Source organism: Streptomyces sp. NPDC091280, assembly GCF_044768565.1.
In the GTDB taxonomy this organism is placed as follows: Bacteria; Actinomycetota; Actinomycetes; order Streptomycetales; family Streptomycetaceae; genus Streptomyces.
Genome location: NZ_JBIVUZ010000011.1, coordinates 23,705 through 43,061 on the forward strand (window position 1 = coordinate 23,705; position 19,357 = coordinate 43,061).

Here is a 19,357-nt window from a genome sequence, read left to right on the forward strand (position 1 = left end):
GTTCCGTGCCGTTCCGCGCCTGCCGGGTGAGGGCCATATGTTCTCCCGAGCGGCTGTGCGATGGCCATGAAGCGCGGCCGTGCCGGGCTGTGAACCCGTCCCGGGCCCGCCCGGGTAAGGTCGGCCGGGTGCGCAAGACCCTGATCGTGACCAATGACTTCCCGCCCCGGCCCGGGGGCATCCAGGCCTTCCTGCACAACATGGCGCTGCGGCTGGACCCCGAGCGGCTCGTCGTCTACGCGTCGACCTGGAAGCGCGGCCGGGAGGGCGCCGAGGCGACCGCGGCCTTCGACGCCGAGCAGCCCTTCATGGTCGTACGGGACAGCACGACCATGCTGCTGCCGACGCCCGCGGCGACCCGCAGGGCCGTCGGGCTGCTGCGTGAACACGGGTGCACGGCGGTGTGGTTCGGGGCGGCGGCGCCGCTCGGGCTGATGGCGCCCGCGCTGCGCAAGGCCGGTGCCGAGCGGCTCGTCGCCACCACCCACGGGCACGAGGCCGGGTGGGCGCAACTGCCCGCCGCGCGTCAACTCCTGGGCAGGATCGGGGAGTCGACGGACACGATCACCTATCTCGGGGAGTACACGCGGTCCCGGATCGCCACCGCGCTGAGTCCGGAGGCGGCGGCCCGGATGGTCCAACTGCCGCCCGGTGTCGACGAGAAGGTCTTCCATCCGGGCTCCGGCGGCGACGAGGTCCGCGCGCGGCTCGGGCTCACCGAGCGGCCCGTCGTCGTGTGCGTCTCGCGGCTGGTGCCGCGCAAGGGGCAGGACACGCTGATCCTGGCCATGCCGCGCATCCTGGCCCGGCAGCCCGACGCCGTCCTGCTGATCGTGGGCGGCGGACCGTACGAGAAGGACCTGCGCCGGCTGGTGCGGGAGACGGGGGTCGGCGACTCCGTGCGCTTCACGGGCGCCGTGCCCTGGGCCGAACTGCCCGCGCACTACGGCGCCGGCGACGTCTTCGCGATGCCCTGCCGGACCCGGCGCGGCGGGCTGGACGTCGAGGGGCTCGGCATCGTCTACCTGGAGGCGTCCGCCACCGGGCTGCCGGTCGTGGCCGGTGACTCCGGCGGCGCGCCCGACGCGGTGCTCGACGGCGAGACCGGCTGGGTGGTGCGCGGCGGGTCCCCGGAGGAGGCCGCCGACCGGATCGTCGCCCTGCTCGCGGACCCGGAACTGCGCCGCGACATGGGCGAGCGGGGGCGTGTCTGGGTCGAGGAGAAGTGGCGCTGGGACCTGCTCGCGGAGAAATTGAAAACCTTGTTGCCCACCGGGGACTAGGCGGAACCGAATAGTCCGCACATGCTGCGCACATGACAGCAAAACTGACGCAGCATCAGCTGACGAGACGTCAAATACTGGGCATGGTAGCCCTCCAGACCGCCGCGGCGGCCGGTCTCACCCGAGTCGGCCTCCAGTCGGCCCAGGCCGTCGAACCCGCGGCCGTCGTCACCGCCCCCGCGATCGTCGTCGGCTCCGGCTACGGCGGAGCGGTCGCCGCCCTCCGCCTCGGCCAGGCCGGCATCACCACCCTCGTCCTGGAGATGGGCAGGCTCTGGAACACCCCCGGCGCCGACGGCAAGGTCTTCTGCAACACCGCCAACCCGGACCAGCGCTCCATGTGGTTCAAGACCCGCACCGAGGCCCCGCTCGCCACCTTCCTGTGGCTGGACGTCGTCAACAAGGACATCAGCCTCTACCCGGGCGTCCTGGACCGCGTGCACTACGACAACATGTCCGTCTACGTCGGCCGGGGCGTCGGCGGCGGCTCCCTGGTCAACGGCGGGATGGCGGTCACCCCGCGCCAGTCGTACTTCACCGAGCAGTTCCCCACCGTGGACGCCACCGCGATGTACAGCACGTACTTCCCGCGCGCCCGCACCATGCTCGGCGTCAACACCGTCGACCCGACCTGGTTCGAGTCGACGGAGTGGTACCAGTTCACCCGCACCTCACGGAAGGCCGCCACCACCACCGGCCTGACCACCACCTTCGTGCCCAACGTCTACGACTTCGGGTACATGCAGCAGGAAGCGGCCGGCACCGCCACCAAGTCCGCGCTCGCCCAGGAGGTCATCTACGGCAACAACTACGGCAAGAAGAGCCTCGACAAGACCTACCTCGCCTCCGCGCTGGGCACCGGCAAGGTCACCATCCACACCATGGAGAAGGTGACCGGGGTCAGCCGCGCGAGCGACGGATCCTACGTCCTGACCGTGAACCGGATCGACGACACCGGCACGGTCGTCGAGACCAAGCAGTACAGCTGCACCTATCTGTTCCTCGGCGGCGGCAGCCTCGGCACCACCGAACTCCTCGTCCGGGCCCGCGACACCGGCACCCTGCCGGCGCTCAACTCCTCGGTCGGGGCGGGCTGGGGGCCCAACGGCAACACCATGGTGGGCCGCGCCAACCACATCTGGGACACCACCGGCGCCAACCAGTCGACCATGCCGGTCATGGGCATCGACGACTGGTCCAACACCGACAACCCGGTCTTCGCGGAGATCGCCCCGCTGCCCATCGGGTTCGAGACCTGGGTGAGCCTCTATCTGGCGATCACCAAGAACCCCCAACGGGCCTCGTTCACCTACGACTCGGCGAGCGGCACGGTGAAGCTGGGCTGGACCGCGGCCCAGAGCGCGGTCTCGGTCGCCATGGCCAAGAAGCTGTTCGACCGGATCAACACGGCCAACGCGACGGTCTACCGCTCCGACCTGTTCGGCACACCGAGCAAGATCTTCGCGGACGACTTCTGCTACCACCCGCTCGGCGGCTGTGTGTTGGGCAGCGCGACCGACGACTACGGCCGGGTGAAGGGGTATTCGAAGCTGTACATCACGGACGGTTCGCTGGTGCCCGGCAACATCGGCGTGAACCCGTTCGTCACCATCACCGCGCTCGCCGAACGCACGATGGAACGGGTCCTCGCCGAGGACACCTGACTCAACTCGCCCTCTACTTCTGGTAGATGGCCTCGATCTCGTCCGCGTAGTCCTTCGCCACCACATTGCGCTTGAGCTTCAGCGACGGCGTCAGGTGGCCCGACTCCTCCGTGAACTGGGAGGACAGAATGCGGAACTTCCGCACCGATTCCGCTTTCGACACCGCGGCGTTGCCGTCGTCGACGGCGTCCTGGATCGCCCGCAACAGATCCGGGTCGTCACGCAGCGACGCCGCGGTGGAACCCACTGGCTTGCCGTGCTCGGCCGCCCAGCGGCCCAGGAACTCGTCGTCGATGGTGACCAGCGCGCCCACGAACGGCCGCCCGTCCCCGACGACCATGCACTCCGCGACCAGCGCGTGCGCGCGGATGCGGTCCTCGATCACGGCCGGGGCGACGTTCTTGCCGCCCGCGGTGACGATGATCTCCTTCTTGCGGCCGGTGATCCTGAGGTAGCCGTCCTCGTCGAGGGTGCCGATGTCCCCGGTGTGGAACCAGCCGTCCGCCAGCGCCTCGGCGGTCGCCGCCTCGTTGTTCCAGTAGCCCTTGAACAGGTGCTCGCCGTGCAGCAGCACCTCGCCGTCGTCCGCGATGCGCACCACCGAGCCCGGCAGCGGCTGCCCGACCGTGCCGATCTTCGTCCGGTCCCAGGGGTTGAAGGCCGTGGCCGCGCAGGACTCGGTCAGCCCGTAGCCCTCAAGGACGGTGAAGCCGATGCCCCGGAAGAAGTGCCCGAGCCGCTCGCCCAGCGGGGCGCCGCCGGAGATCGCGTACTCGCCCCGGCCGCCGAGCACCGCCCGCAGCTTGCTGTAGACGAGCTTGTCGAACGTCTTGTACTTCAGCTTCAGGCCCAGCGAGGGACCCGACGGGGTGTCCAGCGCGCGGCTGTACGCGATGGCGGTGTCGGCCGCCTTGTCGAAGATCTTGCCCTTGCCGTCCGCCTGCGCCTTGGCGCGCGCCGAGTTGTAGACCTTCTCGAAGACGCGCGGCACACCGAGGATCAACGTCGGCCGGAACGAGGCCAGTTCGTCGGTGAGGTTCTTGATGTCCGGGACCAGGCCCAGCTTGATCGGCGCCATCATCGGCGCGATCTGCACCAGCCGCCCGAAGACGTGCGCCAGCGGCAGGAACAGCAGCACCGAGCACTCGCCGGTGCGGAACAGCGGGCGCAGCCGCTCCACGATGTTGCCGCACTCCGCGAAGAAGCTGCGGTGGGTGAGCACACAGCCCTTGGGGCGGCCGGTGGTGCCACTCGTGTACACGATGGTCGCCGGGTCGTCGGCCTTCGCCCGCGAGCTGCGCTCCTCGACGGTCGCGTCCGAGACGTCCTTGCCCGCGCGGCCCAGCTCCTCGATCGCGCCCGCGTCGATCTGCCAGACGTGCTTGAGCGCGGGCAGCCGGTCGCGCACCGACTCGACGGCGGCGGCGTGCCCGTCCTGCTCCACGACGAGCGCGGTGGCCCCGGAGTCGCTGAGGATCCACTGCACCTGCTCCGGCGAGCTGGTCTCGTACACCGGCACGGTGATCGCGCCCGCACACCAGATCGCGAAGTCGAGCAGCGTCCACTCGTACCGCGTGCGGGACATCAGCCCGACCCGGTCGCCGGGCTGGACACCGGAGGCGATCAGCCCCTTGGCGGCGGCGTGCACCTCGGCGAGGAAGACCGTGGCGGTCACGTCCTGCCAGCCGTTGCCCGCCTTGCGGGCGATGACGGCGACATCTGGGTGCTGCGCGGCGTTTCTGCGGACGATGTCGGTCAGGTTGCCGTCCGCAGGGACCTCGTACAAAGCCGGAAGGCTGAACTCGCGCAAGACTGCTGCTCCTCATAGGGCGCCGGCGCCACGACGTTGTGTGATGCGACGGTCCGGTCCAAGGCTCGGGCAGGTGCGTCAGGACCGTTGGTTGAAATCCTGAGCACGACTGGACTGCCCGGACGTTACCCGCCGGTATGGGTCCTACGACAGGGGGGTCCGGCGAGATGTTCGCCGCGTCACACAGATGGGTGTTTCCTCGCGCACAGTAGTCCACCCCTTTCTGGACTGGCCAGTAACCGGGAGCGGGGCCGCCACTGTTCACGTTTGCCGCACACGCCTACGCTTGATCGTCATGGCACCCACACCATCCGGTAACTCCCGGACGCGCGTACATGTGGTCAGCGACGTGCACGGCAACGCCCGTGACCTGGCCGGATCCGGTGAGGGTGCCGACGCCCTGATCTGTCTGGGCGACCTGGTCCTCTTCCTCGACTACGCCGACCACACGCGCGGCATCTTCCCCGAACTGTTCGGCGAGGCGAACGCCGACCGCCTGGTCGAGCTGCGCACCGCCCGCCGCTTCGAGGAGGCCCGCGAACTCGGCGCCCGCCTCTGGAGCACGGTCGGCGGCGACCGCGCGGCCCTCATCGAGAAGGCGGTCCGCAAGCAGTACGCGGAGATGTTCGCCGCCTTCCCCATCCCGACGTACGCCACCTACGGCAATGTCGACATGCCGACCCTGTGGCCCGAGTACGCCGAACCCGGAACCACCGTGCTCGACGGCGAACGCGTCGAGATCGGCGGCTGGACGTTCGGCTTCGTCGGCGGCGGCCTGCGCACCCCCATGCGCACCCCCTACGAGATCAGCGACGAGGAGTACGCCGCCAAGATCGAGGCCGTCGGCGAGGTCGACGTCCTGTGCACCCACATCCCGCCCGAGGTCCCCGAGCTGGTCTACGACACCGTCGCGCGCCGTTTCGAACGCGGCAGCCGCGCCCTCCTGGACGCCATCCGCCGCACCAGGCCCCGCTATTCACTGTTCGGACATGTCCACCAGCCCCTCGTCCGCAGGATGCGGATCGGCGCCACCGAGTGCGTGAACGTCGGCCACTTCGCGGGCAGCGGCAAACCCTGGGCGCTGGAATGGTGACTCCCCGGCCGGCCGCCCCTGATGTCCGCAGGTAGGGGGTGCGGTAAGGGGGTTGGCGGAGAGGTAGCCTTCACGCTGCACGCACAAGCGCACGACGACGCCCTGCCGGTCCGCATCTGGAGGAGCCACAGCGATGGCGGAACACACCAGTTCGAGCATCACGATCGAGGCGGCACCGGCCGACGTCATGGCGGTGATCGCCGACTTCGCCCGCTACCCGGACTGGACGGGAGAGGTGAAGGAGGCGGACGTCCTCAAGACCGACGAGCGGGGCCGCGCCGAACAGGTCCGCCTCGTCATGGACGCCGGCGCGATCAAGGACGACCAGGTCCTCGCCTACACCTGGACCGGTGACAACGAGGTCTCCTGGACCCTCGTCAAGTCCCAGATGCTGCGCTCCCTCGACGGCTCGTACCTCCTCAAGCCCAAGGGCGCGGACGCCACCGAGGTCACCTACCTCCTCACCGTGGACGTCAAGATCCCCATGCTGGGCATGATCAAGCGCAAGGCGGAGAAGGTCATCATCGACCGGGCGCTGGCGGGGCTGAAGAAGCGGGTGGAGTCGGGCGAGAAGTAGGGCGGGCCGGCCGGGACTTCTCCGGCACCGAAGGGGGTCCGGGGGCGGAGCCCCGGGCGACGGCGCCCGACCCCCACCCGCCGACCGACTACCGTTCACTCATATGCGCACCCTCCTGATCACCGGTCCGGGCGGCAGCGGCCGAACCACCCTCGCCGCGGCCACCGCCCGAGCCGCCGCGAACGCCGGCACCCGCACCATCCTCCTGGGCGCCGACCGGACCGACACCCTCGGCGCGGCCCTGGGCGTGCCGACAGGAGCGGCACCCGTACGGGTCACCGAGCACCTCACCGCCTGGCGCCCCGACGCGACGGAGTCCTTCCGCACCGACCTCACCGCCTTCCAGAAGCGCGCCTCCTCCGCCCTCGAACTCCTGGGCGCGGCCCGCCTGGACGCGGAGGAACTCACCCCCCTCCCCGGCGCCGAGGAACTGGCCCTCCTGCGGGCCCTGCGGGACGCGGCCCTCTCCGAGACCCACGACCTCCTCGTCGTGGACCTCCCGCCCACCCCCCAGGCCCTCGCCCTCCTCGCCCTCCCCGAGGAACTCCGCCGCTACCTCCGCCGTCTCCTCCCCGCGGAGCGCCAGGCGGCCCGCGCCCTGCGCCCGGTCCTCGGCCGCCTCGCGGGCGTCCCGATGCCCTCGGAATGGCTCTACGACACCGCGGGCCGCTGGGACACGGAACTCGCCGCGGTCGAAGCGGTCCTCGCCGACCGCGACACGTCCGTACGCCTGGTCGCCGAGCCCGGCCCCGCGGGCGCCGACGCGGTCCGCGCGGCCGGTCTCGCCCTGGCCCTGCGCGGCCTGCGCCCCGACCTGCTGGTCGCCAACCGGGTGCTCCCCGAGTCCGTCGAGGACGGCTGGCCGGCCGGCCCGGTCGCCCAGCAGCGCAAGACCCTGGACGAATGGCAGGGCGCCTACGACGTCCGGCACGTCCCGCACCTGGGCCACGACCCGCGCGGCGACGACGACCTCGCCGCGCTCGCCGTGCCCGGGGCCGACACGACCGGCTCCGCGGTCGAGTGGCCCGTCACCGACGAGGCCACCGCGGACGGCGGCCGGGTCCTCGTCTGGCACCTGCCGCTGCCCGGCGCGATACGGGACGAGCTGGACCTCGTCCGCCGCGGCGACGAACTCGTCGTCACCGTCGGCCAGTTCCGCCGTATCGTCCCCCTGCCCTCGGCCCTGCGCCGCTGCACCGTGGCCGGTGCCGCGCTGCGGGAGGGCGAACTGCGCGTCCGCTTCGCGCCCGACCCGGACCTGTGGCCGCAGGGAAGGTGAGGATTCGGTGGGTGCGAGACGTGAAGCGCGTACGCCCATTCGGGTAACGTCGTAGAGACGAACCGTAGTCAGGAGTCCGTCATGAGCGAAGAGCTCCCCCCGTACGAGGCCGACAAGGACGAGGCGCTCGACGAGGTGCGGGCGACCGACGCCGACGCCTGGGCGACGGCAGCGGCCGAGGACCTCGCGGCGGAGAAGGCCCGCCGCCGCACCCAGTACGGCCCGCCCCCGGGCTCGGCCGCCGAGGAACTGCGCAAGCTCGTCGACACCGTCGCGGACAAGCTGTCCGGCCTCCAGTCACCACTGCTCGGCCAGGTCGCGGGACCGGCCGCCCAGCAGGTGGTGAAGCAGGTCGTCCAGCAGGCCAAGGCCGCCGTCGAGCCCGTCATCGAACGCAACCCGGACGTCTTCGACCACCTCGCGGCGGCCGGCAACGAACTCCTCGCCGCCTACCGCTCCGCCGTCCAGGCCCAGGAACAGCGCTGGACCGCCCGCGACACCGAACTCAAGAACCTCCGCGACCCGGGCGACGAGTCCGGTCCCGGCGAGCGCATCGACCTCGACTAGGCCGTGTCCGCGAGGCCCGCCCTCCGGGCGGACGACGGGACTTCGCGGACACGACCCGGCCCTGTCCCACAGGGCCCGCTCAGCGGACCGACGACGCTGATCCGACGCCGGGCCCTCGGGTACGGTGGGCCGTAGCGGGGCTCGACCGAAACTGAGGGATTCATGGGACTCACCATCGGCGTCGACATCGGCGGCACCAAGATCGCGGCCGGCGTGGTCGATGAGGAAGGCACCATCCTGTCGACCCACCAGGTGCCCACCCCGGGCACGCCGGAGGGCATCGTCGACGCCATCGCCGCCGCCGTCGACGGAGCGCGCGCCGGGCACGAGATCGTGGGCGTGGGCATCGGTGCCGCCGGGTACGTCAACCGCCAGCGGTCCACGGTGTACTTCGCGCCGAACATCGACTGGCGCCAGGAGCCGCTGAAGGAGAAGGTCGAGGCCCGGGTGGGCCTCCCGGTCGTCGTGGAGAACGACGCGAACGCCGCGGCCTGGGGCGAGTACAGGTTCGGCGCCGGCAAGGGCCACCGCAACGTCATCTGCATCACCCTCGGCACCGGCCTCGGCGGCGGCATCATCATCGGCAACAAGCTGCGCCGCGGGCACTTCGGGGTGGCCGCGGAGTTCGGCCACATCCGCATGGTGCCGGACGGCCTGCTGTGCGGCTGCGGTTCACAGGGCTGCTGGGAGCAGTACGCGTCGGGCCGCGCCCTCGTCCGCTACGCCAAGCAGCGCGCCAACGCCACCCCCGAGGCCGCCGAGGTGCTGCTCTCGCTCGGCGACGGCAGCCCCGAGGGCATCGAGGGCAAGCACATCTCCATGGCCGCCCGGCAGGGCGACCCGGTCGCCGTCGACTCCTACCGCGAACTCGCCCGCTGGGCCGGCGCCGGCCTCGCCGACCTCGCCTCCCTCTTCGACCCCTCCGCGTTCATCGTCGGCGGCGGCCTCTCGGACGAGGGCGAACTCGTCCTCGACCCGATCCGCAAGTCCTACAAGCGCTGGCTGGTCGGCGGCAACTGGCGCCCGGTCGCCGACGTGATCGCCGCCCAGCTGGGCAACAAGGCGGGCATGGTCGGAGCGGCCGACCTGGCACGGGAGCCCGACCCGATCATGTAGCGCGCCCGGCCGTACGCGACGAGCCCGCCGTGCCCTCACTCCGGGGCGGCGGGCTCCGTCGTATCTTGATCCGTATGGCGACCTCGACCCCGCTGCTCCCCAACTCCCGTACCGAACCGGACGGTTCGGCGATCATCCGCGTCCTGAGCTACAACATCCGCTCGATGCGCGACGACACCACCGCCCTGGCCCGGGTGATCAAGGCCTGCGCCCCGGACCTCGTCCTGGTCCAGGAGGCCCCCCGCTTCTTCCGCTGGCGCAAGAAGCTGGCCCGCCTCGCGTCCGCCTCCGACCTGGTCGTCCTCTCCGGCGGCGGCACCGCCGCGGGCCCCGCCCTGCTCTGTTCGCTGCGCGCCACGGTCGAGCGCACCGAGGACGTCCTCCTGCCCCTCACCCCCGGCGAACACCGCCGCGGCTTCGCGACCGCGGTGGTCCGCTTCGGCGGCGCCCGGCTCGGTGTCCTCAGCTGCCATCTCAGCCTGCGCGAGGACGAACGCCACGACCAGGGCGGCATGCTCCTCGACCGGCTGGCCGGTATGGGCGTCGACCACGCCGTCGCGGGCGGCGACCTCAACGACCGCCCCGACGGCCGCACCTTCACCCGGCTGGCCAAGGACCTCCAGGACTGCTGGGCCACCGCCCCCTGGGGCGACGAGTACACCTGGACCCCCGGCAACCCCTACCAGCGCATCGACGCGATCTTCGCGACGCGGGGCGTCGAGGTGCTCGGGTGCGGGGTGCCACTCGGCCTGCCCGGGGTCACGGAGACAGACGCGAGGGCGGCCACGGACCACTTCCCGGTCCTGGCCGCCCTCAGAATCCCCGCGCGTTAGACGACGGCCCCGCGCCCGGGGTCGTCCCCCTCCTCGTCGTCCGTCCGCATCCGCATCACCAGCGTGCCGAAGCCGCCGAGGAAACCGCCGATGCCGAGGGTCGCCAGCCACCAGGTCATGTCCCAGCCGAGCAGCACCGCGAGCAGCAGCAGGATCGGTCCGCCGATCACCCCGAGCCAGGCGAACTTGGCCGTCGTGTCGGCGGCCGGCAGCGGAGGCGGCTCCGGCGGCACGAAGTGGCCCTCGTCGTCCTCGTCGAAGTCGTCCTCGGAGGCGTCCGGCGCGCTGTAGTCACGGGGTCCGCCGACCCCGGGCGCGAACGACACCGAGCTGCCCAGCGGCTTGGCGGGCGCCGGCTCCTCCGTGCCCCGGTCCGTGCCCGCGCCCTTGTCCTGGTCCGGGTCGGTGGCCTTGGGCCGCTCGTCGTTCTTCTCCGGGTCGAGCAGCGCCAGGTCCTCGATCGACTTGAACGGCTTGGCGCCCGGCGGATCCTTGGGCTCGTCGCCGTACCCGGCGACGATCGCGGCCCACGCGGCCTCCTCGTCGAACGGGACGCCCTGCTCGTCCGGTTCGAGGCCCTCGCGGTCGGAGTCGTGCTCAGCCACCTGTGGCCGTCCCTTCCTGCTCGCCCACCCGGCCCGTGTCGGACGCCTGCTTGCCGACACTGGGTGCGAGCCGGCCGACGAACGTGAAGCTCTCCTCGAAAATCCGGTCCGCGTCGTGGTCCAACGTCGCGACGTGGTAGCTCTGTTCCAGCAGGATTTCCGTCACGTCGGTCGAGGAAACGCGGCTGAGGACCCGGGCCGAGTCGGCCGGCGGCACCACATGGTCCTGGGTGCTGTGCAGCAGCAGGAGCGGCTGGGTGACCTGCGGCAGCTCGCGGTCGACCTGCCGGAAGAAATTGCGCAGCGAGTGCGCGGAGTGCAGTGGCACCTTGTCGTAGCCGACCTCCTCGCTGCCCTCCTTCGCGATGTCGCTGGCGATGCCCGGCACCGTACGCACCAGATGACGGGCCACCGGCAGGGCGTACGCGGACAGGCCGTGCACCTTGATGCCGGGGTTGACGACCACGACACCGCTGATCGCGTCGCCGTGCTTCGCGGCCAGCCGCAGGGCCAGCGCGCCGCCCATGGACAGGCCCGCGACGAAGACCTGCGAGCAGCGCTCGCGCAGGGCGCGCAGCTCGCGGTCCACCTCCGCGTACCAGTCCTGCCAGCCGGTGACCTGCATGTCCTCCCAGCGGGTGCCGTGCCCGGGCAGCAGCGGCAGCGACACGGTGAGGCCGCGCTCGGCCAGATGCTCCGCCCAGGGGCGCAGCGACTGCGGGGAACCGGTGAAGCCGTGGCAGAGGAGCACTCCGACCTCCCCGCCCTCGTGGCGGTACGGCTCGGCTCCGGGGAGGACCGGCACCTTCGGTCTCCTGTTCATGAGAGGGGCGTGTTCATGTTCATGAGAAGGGTGTGCGTGAGTGGGGCGTGAACGAGTCCAGGTGCGGTTAACCGTACGCGACCGCACTGACACCGACCAGGGTCGTCGGGTCCTTTGCCGGTGCTCCGGGTTAAGGTCTGATCGATGAGCACAGGAGGCACTCGGTTGTTGTACGGCACGATGAAGGTCGCCATCGGTGGGCCGCTGAAGGTCGCCTTCAGGCCGTGGGTGGAGGGCCTTGAGAACATTCCGGCGGAGGGCGCCGCCATTCTGGCGAGCAATCACCTCTCCTTCTCGGACTCGTTCTTCCTGCCCGCGATCCTCGACCGCAAGGTGACCTTCATCGCGAAGGCCGAGTACTTCACGACGCCCGGGCTGAAGGGCAAGCTGACGGCCGCGTTCTTCAAGGGCGCGGGCCAGCTCCCGGTGGACCGCTCCGGTGCGCGCGGGGCGGGCGAGGCCGCGATCAGGAGCGGGCTGGACGTCCTGGCGCGCGGCGAGCTGTTCGGTATCTATCCGGAGGGCACGCGCTCCCCGGACGGCCGGCTGTACCGCGGCAAGCCCGGCGGCCTCGCGCGCGTGGCGCTCGCCAGCGGCGCCCCGGTGATCCCGGTCGCGATGATCGACACGGAGAAGATCCAGCCGCCCGGCAAGGTCGTGCCGAAGCTGATGCGCCCGGGCATCCGGATCGGCAAGCCGCTCGACTTCAGCCGGTACAACGGCATGGAGCACGACCGCTTCGTGCTGCGCGCCGTGACCGACGAGGTCATGTACGAAATCATGAGGCTCTCCGGTCAGGAGTACGTCGACATCTACGCGACCGCCGCCAAGCGGCAGCTCGCGGAATCGGCGAAGGCCGGCAAGGAAGCGGACAAGGCCGCCAAGGCCGCACTCGCACAAGCGGAGAAGGAACAGCCCGGCCCCTAGGGTGGAGCCGGTCTGCGTCGGGGGTGGGGTAGGTGGCCAAGCGCGAGCGTGTCATCAGGATGTCGGTCGAGCAGCCGTTGTGGCGTGCCCTGAGCGGCTACCGCGTGCTGACCATGCTGTACGCGGTCGGGCTGTTCGCCGCCGCCTACGACGACTTCGACCGGCCGGGCGTCGCCATCGCCTTCTACGTCGTCCTCTTCGTCTGGACGCTCGCCACCCTGCCCCGGGTGCAGAGCGCGGTCGCCTGCACCAAGCGCTTCCTCGCCGTCGACCTCGCCATCGCGCTGACCGGCATCGTCCTCACCCCGCTCGCCGCCGACGCCCACCACATCGACAGCGGCGGCCCGACCCTGCCGTCGATATGGACCGCCGGTTCGGTCCTCGCGTACGCCATCAAGGGCGGCTGGCGCTGGGCCGCGTTCGCCTCCACCCCGGTCGCCGTCGCCAACCTGGTCGAGCGCGGCTCCCCGGCCCGCGACACCGTGCACAACGTGGTCCTCGTCTGGGTCGCCTCCATCGCCATCGGCTACGTCGTGGAGGTCGCCCGCGCCTCCGAACGCACCCTGGCCCGCGCCCTGGAGATCGAGGCCGCCACCCGGGAGCGGGAGCGGCTGGCCCGGGACATCCACGACGGTGTCCTCCAGGTGCTGGCCATGGTGCAGCGGCGCGGTGCCGTGCTCGGCGGCGAGGCGGGCGAGCTGGGCCGGATGGCCGGCGAGCAGGAGATCGCCCTGCGCACGCTGGTCTCCGGCGGCCTGGTGCCCGTCTCCCGGGTGTCGCTGGACGCGGCTCAGGGCGCGGTCGTACGGGCCGTGGAGGAGGAGTCCGACGACGAAGGGGCCGACGCCGAGGGGCCGGTCGATCTCCGTGCCCTCCTCGCCCCGTACGCCGCCGCGAAGGTGAGTTTCGCCGAGCCCGGCGCCCCGGTGCCGTTGCCCGCGCCCGCCGCGAAGGAGCTGGCCGCCGCTGTCGGTGCCGCCCTGGACAATGTGCGCAGGCACGCCGGTGACGAGGCCCGTGCCTGGATCCTGGTCGAGGACGAGCCAGGCGAGGTCGTGGTGACCGTGCGGGACGACGGGCCAGGTATCCCCGAGGGGCGGCTCGCGCAGGCCGAGGGGGAGGGGCGGCTCGGGGTCGCCCTGTCGATCCGGGGCCGGCTGCGGGACCTGGGCGGCAGCGCCGAGCTGGTCTCGATTCCCGGGCAGGGCACGGAAGTCGAGCTGAAAGTACCGAAGACGCGGGGGAAGGCGGGGACACGATGAGTGAGCGGCGGGGCCCGATCAGGGTCATGGTGGTCGACGACCACCCGATGTGGCGCGACGCGGTCGCCCGCGACCTGGCCGAGTCGGGCTTCGAGGTGGTCGCCACGGCCGGGGACGGCGAGCAGGCGGTGCGCCGGGCGAAGGCCGCCGCCCCGGACGTCCTGGTCCTGGATCTGAATCTGCCGGTGCTGCCCGGTGTCCAGGTCTGCAAGGAACTGGTGGGCGCCAACCCGGCGTTGCGGGTCCTGGTGCTCTCCGCGAGCGGCGAGCACGCCGACGTGCTGGAGGCGGTGAAGTCCGGCGCGACCGGCTATCTCCTCAAGTCGGCTTCCACGGAAGAGCTGTTGGACGCGGTGCGCCGGACGGCGGTCGGCGACCCGGTGTTCACCCCGGGGCTGGCCGGGCTGGTCCTCGGCGAGTACCGCCGGCTGGCCTCGGACCCGGCACCGGCGGCCGGCAGCGACGAGCCCAAGGCGCCCCGACTCACCGACCGCGAGACCGAGGTGCTGCGCCTGGTCGCCAAGGGCCTGAGCTACAAGCAGATCGCCGAGCGCCTGGTCATCTCGCACCGCACGGTTCAGAACCACGTCCAGAACACCCTGGGCAAGCTCCAGTTGCACAACCGCGTGGAGCTGGTGCGGTACGCGATAGAGCGCGGCCTCGACGACGCGTAGCCGGACCGGGTAGATCAACTGCCCCGCAATCCGGCCGAATTGACCTTCCCGCCCATCCCGCTGTGACCTGGATCACCATTAGCGTGGTGGTCACAGGAAACCGCGGCGAAGGGACTTTTCCATGCGCGTCGGAGTACTGACCGGAGGCGGCGACTGCCCCGGACTCAACGCCGTCATCCGGGGCATCGTCCGCAAGGGCGTCCAGGAGTTCGGCTACGACTTCGTCGGCTACCGGGACGGCTGGCGAGGCCCGCTCGAAGGCGACACCGTCCGTCTCGACATCCCCGCCGTGCGCGGCATCCTGCCCCGCGGCGGCACCATCCTCGGCTCCTCCCGCACCAACCCGCTGAAGCTGGAGAACGGCATCGGCCGCATCAAGGCCAACCTCGCCGCGCAGGAGGTCGACGCGCTCGTCGTGATCGGCGGCGAGGACACCCTCGGCGTGGCCGCGCGGCTCTCGGACGAGTACGGCGTGCCGTGCGTCGGCGTACCGAAGACCATCGACAACGACCTGTCCGCCACCGACTACACCTTCGGCTTCGACACCGCGGTGGGCATCGCCACCGAGGCTATCGACCGGCTGCACACCACCGCCGAGTCGCACATGCGGGTCCTGGTCTGCGAGGTCATGGGCCGGCACGCGGGCTGGATAGCGATCCACTCCGGCCTGGCCGGCGGCGCCAACGTCATCCTCATCCCCGAGCAGCGCTTCGACGTCGACCAGGTGTGCGGCTGGATCACCTCCCGCTTCAAGGCGTCGTACGCCCCGATCGTGGTCGTCGCGGAAGGGGCCATGCCCAAGGACGGCGATGTCGTGCTGAAGGACGGCACCCTCGACTCCTTCGGGCATGTGCGGCTGTCCGGGGTCGGCGAGTGGCTGGCCAAGGAGATCGAGAAGCGGACCGGCAAGGAGGCCCGTACCACCGTCCTCGGGCACATCCAGCGCGGCGGCACCCCCAGTGCCTTCGACCGCTGGCTCGCCACCCGCTTCGGACTGCACGCCATCGAGGCCGTCCGCGACGGCGACTTCGGCAAGATGGTCGCCCTGCGCGGCACGGACATCGTCCGCGTCCCGATCGCGGAGGCGACGGCCCGGCTGAAGACGGTGGACCCGAAGCTGTACGACGAGGTCGGGGTCTTCTTCGGCTGAGCCCGCGTCGCGCTCCCGACGCCGGCCGGGCAGCCCGGCCGGCGTCCGGAGCCTCGTCAGGACAACGTGCTCGCCCCCCGCAGCTGACCCACCAACTCCCGTACGATCGCCGCCCCGTTGAGCGTCAGCACCGACTCCGGGTGGAACTGCACCCCGGCGACCGCGCTCCTCGGCGCGCCTCCGGCACGACGCAGCCCGCGCAGCGCGTGCACCTCACCGCTCGCGCTACGGCTCACCTCCACCCCCTGGGCACTCAGCTCGACGGCGGCCTCGTCGTCGCAGCGCGCCACGAAGCTGTTGTAGAAGCCGACGGTCTCCGCCCGCCCGAACAGGTCGACCGCCGTCTGCGCCCCCTGGTACGGGACCTCCTTCCGGACGATCTCCAACCCCAGCTCCGCCGCGACCAGTTCGTGCCCGAGGCACACACCGAGGACCCCGTGCCGGTTGGCCCGCAGGACCTCGGCGGTCAGCTCCCGCAGGAACCGCATCTTCGGGTCGGACAGGTCCGAGGGGTCGCCCGGGCCGGGGCCCAGCACCACGGGCCCCTCGTGCGCGAGCACCGCCTCCCGCAGCCCCTCCTCGTCGTAGCGCCGCACGCTCACCTCCAGGCCGCCGGAGCGCAGCACATGCGCGAGCATCGCCGTGAAGGTGTCCTCCCCGTCGACGACCAGCGCGTGCCCCGTCAGCTCCGCGGACCGCTCCTGCATCCGCAGCCAGAACGGGGCCAGCGAGGTGCGGCGCCCGTCCAGCGCGGCCCGCACCCGCGGATCGTCGGCGAGCCGGGGCCGCGTGCCCTCCTCGCGCGGCCGGGACGGCCCCACGCCCAGTGCGGCCAGTACGCCGGCCGCCTTCGCGTGGGTCTCCGCGACCTCGCCCGCCGGGTCGGAGCCGCGGACGAGGGTCGCGCCGACCGGGACCCGCAGCCGGCCGGCCGGGTCGATGTCGGCGGTGCGGATGAGGATGGGGGAGTCGAGGGTCTGCGCGCCGCCGGAGTCGCGGCCGACGAGGGCGAGGGCGCCGCCGTAGTAGCCCCTGCCGCCCACCTCGTGGCGTTCGATGACCCGGCAGGCGTTCTGCACCGGCGAGCCGGTGACGGTCGCCGCGAACATGGTCTCCTTCAGGACCTCGCGCACGTCCAGCGAGGACCGGCCGCGCAACTCGTACTCGGTGTGCGCGAGATGGGCCATCTCCTTCAGCCGCGGCCCGACGACGACCCCGCCCATGTCGCCGACCGTGCACATCATCTTCAGTTCCTCGTCGACGACCATCGACAGCTCCTCGATCTCCTTGCCGTCGGCGAGGAAGGAGAGCAGGTGCTCCGGCGTCGGCCCCTCGGCCGGATAGCGGTACGTCCCGCTGATCGGGTTCATGACGACCGTCCCGCCGGACATCCGCACATGCACCTCGGGGCTGGCCCCCACCAGCGTCCGCTCCCCGGTGTGCACGACGAACGTCCAGTAGGCGCCCCGCTCACCCACCAGCAGCCGCCTGAACAGCGCCAGCGCGTCGGCCCTGCCGAACCCGGGGATCTCCCCCTCGTACGTCCGCCGGATGACGAAGTTGGCGCCCTCGCCACGCCCGATCTCCTCCCGCAGCACCCGCCCGACGATCTCCCCGTACGCCTCGTCGTCGACGTCGAAGCCACCGCCCTCGACCCGCACGCCGTGCGCGGGGAGCTGGGCCAGCGCGTCGGCGAGCGGGAGGACGTACGACTCCTCGGGGGTGAGGAAGGACAGGGGGGTGCCGTCGTCGCGGACGTCGAAGCCGCGCTCGCGGATCTGGCGGTGGGGGATCAGCGCCAGGCCCTCGCCGGGGAGGTCGGCGAGGCGGTCGTAGGAGCTGACGCGGCCGACGAACAGCTCCACCGTGTTCTCGTCGTGGCCGGGTGTGCGGCGGCGCAGCAGGGCGAAGGGGCGGTCGTCGGCCAGCAGTTGTGTCAGGTCCATGGTTCCTCTTCCGGCGATGTCGATGTCGGTGAGGAACGGCCCGGGAAACACCGAAGGCCGCCCCTCGGGCGGCCTTCGCGAAGTACTGTCGGGTACGCGCAGTCAGTGGGCCGCCGGATGAGCGGTCCACCACCAGTTCTGGATCGTGTGCGCGAACATGCGACGCACCTTACCCCACGCCCACCTGAGCGTGCGGGTGTCTCACCTGTCGAGCCGTGCGAAAACACCTCGACACGACCCCGTAATGTTGAGGCGTGACCGTGAACGCTAAGACCAGCGCCAGCGCTGGCAACACCTGGCGAGACCTGCCCGCGGCGCAGCAGCCCGAGTACCCCGACACCGAGGCTCTGCGCGCAGTGATCGCGGACCTCGCGTCGTATCCGCCGCTCGTCTTCGCGGGCGAGTGCGACCAGCTGCGTGCCCGGTTGGCGGCCGTCGCCAAGGGAGAGGCGTTCCTCCTCCAGGGCGGCGACTGCGCCGAGGCCTTCGACGCGGTGTCCGCCGACCACATCCGCAACAAGCTGAAGACCCTCCTCCAGATGGGCGCCGTACTGACGTACGCCGCCTCGGTGCCGGTCGTGAAGGTCGGCCGGATCGCCGGCCAGTACTCCAAGCCGCGCTCCAAGTCGACCGAGACCCGCGACGGGGTGACCCTCCCGACCTACCGGGGCGACTCCGTCAACGGCTTCGCCTTCACTGAGGAGGCCCGCGTCCCGGACCCCGAGCGCCTGAAGCGGATGTACAACGCGTCCGCCTCCACGCTCAACCTGGTGCGCGCCTTCACCACCGGCGGCTACGCCGACCTGCGCCAGGTGCACGCCTGGAACCAGGACTTCGTGAAGTCGTCCCCCTCCGGCCAGCGCTACGAGCAGCTCGCCCGCGAGATCGACAGCGCGCTGAACTTCATGCGGGCCTGCGGGACGGACCCGGAGGAGTTCAAGACCGTCGAGTTCTACTCCTCGCACGAGGCGCTGCTGCTGGACTACGAATCGGCCCTGACCCGGGTCGACTCCCGCACCGGCAGGCTCTACGACGTCTCCGGGCACATGGTGTGGATCGGCGAGCGCACCCGTCAACTGGACGGCGCGCACATCGAGTTCGCCTCCCAGATCCGCAACCCGATCGGCATCAAGCTCGGCCCGACGACCACCGCCGAGGAGGCGCTCCAGTACATCGAGCGCCTCGACCCGGACCGCGAGCCGGGCCGGCTCACCTTCATCGTGCGGATGGGCGCGGACAAGGTCCGCGACAAGCTGCCCGAGCTGGTCGAGAAGGTCACCGCGTCCGGTGCGACCGTCGCCTGGATCACCGACCCGATGCACGGCAACACCTACGAGGCGGCCTCCGGCCACAAGACCCGCCGCTTCGACGACGTGCTCGACGAGGTGAAGGGCTTCTTCGAGGTCCACAAGGGCCTCGGCACCCACCCGGGCGGCATTCACGTCGAGCTCACCGGTGACGATGTCACCGAGTGCGTGGGCGGCGGCGACGAGATCTTCGTCGACGACCTGCACCAGCGCTACGAGACGGCCTGCGACCCGCGCCTCAACCGCAGCCAGTCCCTTGACCTGGCCTTCCTGGTCGCCGAGATGTACAGGGACCAGTAACTGTTTCACCTGTTACAGCAGCGTGGCGGGGGGGGGGGGGGGGCCCCACCCCCCCCCCCCCCCCCCCGATTGGGGCCCCCCGCCCCCGGGGGGGGGGTGTTGGGGGTTACAAATACCGGGGGGGGGGGGAGAGCCGGGGAG

18 protein-coding genes are annotated in these 19,357 nt (G+C 71.4%); 13 read left to right on the forward strand and 5 right to left on the reverse strand.

Annotation, left to right across the window (positions count from 1 at the left end; all coding sequences use genetic code 11):
- Positions 1 to 128 precede the first annotated feature (128 nt).
- Positions 129 to 1,283 carry a glycosyltransferase family 4 protein gene (locus ACIQPR_RS30765; RefSeq protein ID WP_403654895.1) on the forward strand — a complete coding sequence of 385 codons (1,155 nt, stop codon included), beginning with the start codon at positions 129 to 131 and terminating at the stop codon, positions 1,281 to 1,283.
- An 83-nt stretch (positions 1,284 to 1,366) separates the two neighbouring features.
- Positions 1,367 to 2,947, forward strand: a complete 1,581-nt coding sequence (locus tag ACIQPR_RS30770; protein ID WP_403654897.1) for a GMC oxidoreductase — start codon at positions 1,367 to 1,369, stop codon at positions 2,945 to 2,947.
- 13 nt (positions 2,948 to 2,960) lie between these two features.
- On the opposite strand, the gene ACIQPR_RS30775 is transcribed toward ACIQPR_RS30770, so the two are convergent.
- Positions 2,961 to 4,757 (reverse strand): AMP-dependent synthetase/ligase, encoded by a 1,797-nt coding sequence (locus ACIQPR_RS30775; protein WP_403654899.1) that lies wholly within the window; start codon positions 4,755 to 4,757, stop codon positions 2,961 to 2,963.
- 337 nt (positions 4,758 to 5,094) lie between these two features.
- Here ACIQPR_RS30775 and ACIQPR_RS30780 point away from each other — a divergent pair, with 337 nt between their 5' ends.
- From ACIQPR_RS30780 to ACIQPR_RS30805, 6 genes are all read left to right on the forward strand, one after another.
- Complete coding sequence (locus tag ACIQPR_RS30780) at positions 5,095 to 5,850, forward strand: metallophosphoesterase (RefSeq protein ID WP_403655626.1); 756 nt, start codon at positions 5,095 to 5,097, stop codon at positions 5,848 to 5,850.
- Between the two features lie 133 nt (positions 5,851 to 5,983).
- Positions 5,984 to 6,427 (forward strand): SRPBCC family protein, encoded by a 444-nt coding sequence (locus ACIQPR_RS30785; RefSeq protein WP_403654901.1) that lies wholly within the window; start codon positions 5,984 to 5,986, stop codon positions 6,425 to 6,427.
- A gap of 103 nt (positions 6,428 to 6,530) precedes the next feature.
- A complete protein-coding gene (locus tag ACIQPR_RS30790; RefSeq protein ID WP_403654903.1) occupies positions 6,531 to 7,706 on the forward strand; it encodes an ArsA family ATPase in 1,176 nt (391 codons plus the stop codon).
- Between the two features lie 81 nt (positions 7,707 to 7,787).
- Positions 7,788 to 8,273 (forward strand): DUF5304 domain-containing protein, encoded by a 486-nt coding sequence (locus ACIQPR_RS30795; RefSeq protein ID WP_403654905.1) that lies wholly within the window; start codon positions 7,788 to 7,790, stop codon positions 8,271 to 8,273.
- Between the two features lie 162 nt (positions 8,274 to 8,435).
- Positions 8,436 to 9,389: an ROK family glucokinase gene (locus ACIQPR_RS30800; RefSeq protein ID WP_403654907.1), complete on the forward strand. Its 954-nt coding sequence runs from the start codon at positions 8,436 to 8,438 to the stop codon at positions 9,387 to 9,389.
- Positions 9,390 to 9,463: 74 nt separating this feature from the next.
- A complete protein-coding gene (locus ACIQPR_RS30805) occupies positions 9,464 to 10,222 on the forward strand; it encodes an endonuclease/exonuclease/phosphatase family protein (protein ID WP_403654909.1) in 759 nt (252 codons plus the stop codon).
- Here the strand turns inward: ACIQPR_RS30805 and ACIQPR_RS30810 are convergent.
- Together ACIQPR_RS30810 and ACIQPR_RS30815 are read right to left on the reverse strand one after the other, a co-directional pair.
- A complete protein-coding gene (locus ACIQPR_RS30810; RefSeq protein ID WP_403654911.1) occupies positions 10,219 to 10,827 on the reverse strand; it encodes a hypothetical protein in 609 nt (202 codons plus the stop codon). The genes ACIQPR_RS30805 and ACIQPR_RS30810 overlap by 4 nt on opposite strands.
- A complete protein-coding gene (locus tag ACIQPR_RS30815) occupies positions 10,820 to 11,632 on the reverse strand; it encodes an alpha/beta hydrolase (protein WP_403655628.1) in 813 nt (270 codons plus the stop codon). The genes ACIQPR_RS30810 and ACIQPR_RS30815 overlap by 8 nt, the downstream gene beginning before the upstream one ends.
- Positions 11,633 to 11,830: 198 nt before the next feature.
- Between ACIQPR_RS30815 and ACIQPR_RS30820 the strand changes: the two genes are divergently transcribed.
- The 4 genes from ACIQPR_RS30820 (at position 11,831) to ACIQPR_RS30835 (ending at position 15,663) form a co-directional block, all read left to right on the forward strand.
- Positions 11,831 to 12,577 carry a lysophospholipid acyltransferase family protein gene (locus ACIQPR_RS30820; RefSeq protein WP_403655630.1) on the forward strand — a complete coding sequence of 249 codons (747 nt, stop codon included), beginning with the start codon at positions 11,831 to 11,833 and terminating at the stop codon, positions 12,575 to 12,577.
- 32 nt (positions 12,578 to 12,609) lie between these two features.
- A complete protein-coding gene (gene macS / locus ACIQPR_RS30825; protein WP_403654913.1) occupies positions 12,610 to 13,839 on the forward strand; it encodes a MacS family sensor histidine kinase in 1,230 nt (409 codons plus the stop codon).
- Positions 13,836 to 14,513: a response regulator gene (locus ACIQPR_RS30830; RefSeq protein WP_403654915.1), complete on the forward strand. Its 678-nt coding sequence runs from the start codon at positions 13,836 to 13,838 to the stop codon at positions 14,511 to 14,513. Before macS ends, ACIQPR_RS30830 begins: the two co-directional genes overlap by 4 nt.
- A 121-nt stretch (positions 14,514 to 14,634) precedes the next feature.
- Positions 14,635 to 15,663: a 6-phosphofructokinase gene (locus ACIQPR_RS30835; protein ID WP_403654917.1), complete on the forward strand. Its 1,029-nt coding sequence runs from the start codon at positions 14,635 to 14,637 to the stop codon at positions 15,661 to 15,663.
- 56 nt (positions 15,664 to 15,719) lie between these two features.
- Here ACIQPR_RS30835 and ACIQPR_RS30840 read toward each other — a convergent pair whose 3' ends face one another.
- Positions 15,720 to 17,609 carry an anthranilate synthase family protein gene (locus tag ACIQPR_RS30840; RefSeq protein ID WP_403654919.1) on the reverse strand — a complete coding sequence of 630 codons (1,890 nt, stop codon included), beginning with the start codon at positions 17,607 to 17,609 and terminating at the stop codon, positions 15,720 to 15,722.
- A gap of 102 nt (positions 17,610 to 17,711) precedes the next feature.
- Positions 17,712 to 17,768 carry a trp operon leader peptide gene (locus ACIQPR_RS30845; protein WP_361863798.1) on the reverse strand — a complete coding sequence of 19 codons (57 nt, stop codon included), beginning with the start codon at positions 17,766 to 17,768 and terminating at the stop codon, positions 17,712 to 17,714.
- A 95-nt stretch (positions 17,769 to 17,863) separates the two neighbouring features.
- Here ACIQPR_RS30845 and ACIQPR_RS30850 point away from each other — a divergent pair, with 95 nt between their 5' ends.
- Positions 17,864 to 19,216: a class II 3-deoxy-7-phosphoheptulonate synthase gene (locus tag ACIQPR_RS30850; RefSeq protein WP_403654921.1), complete on the forward strand. Its 1,353-nt coding sequence runs from the start codon at positions 17,864 to 17,866 to the stop codon at positions 19,214 to 19,216.
- The last annotated feature ends 141 nt before the right edge of the window (positions 19,217 to 19,357 follow it).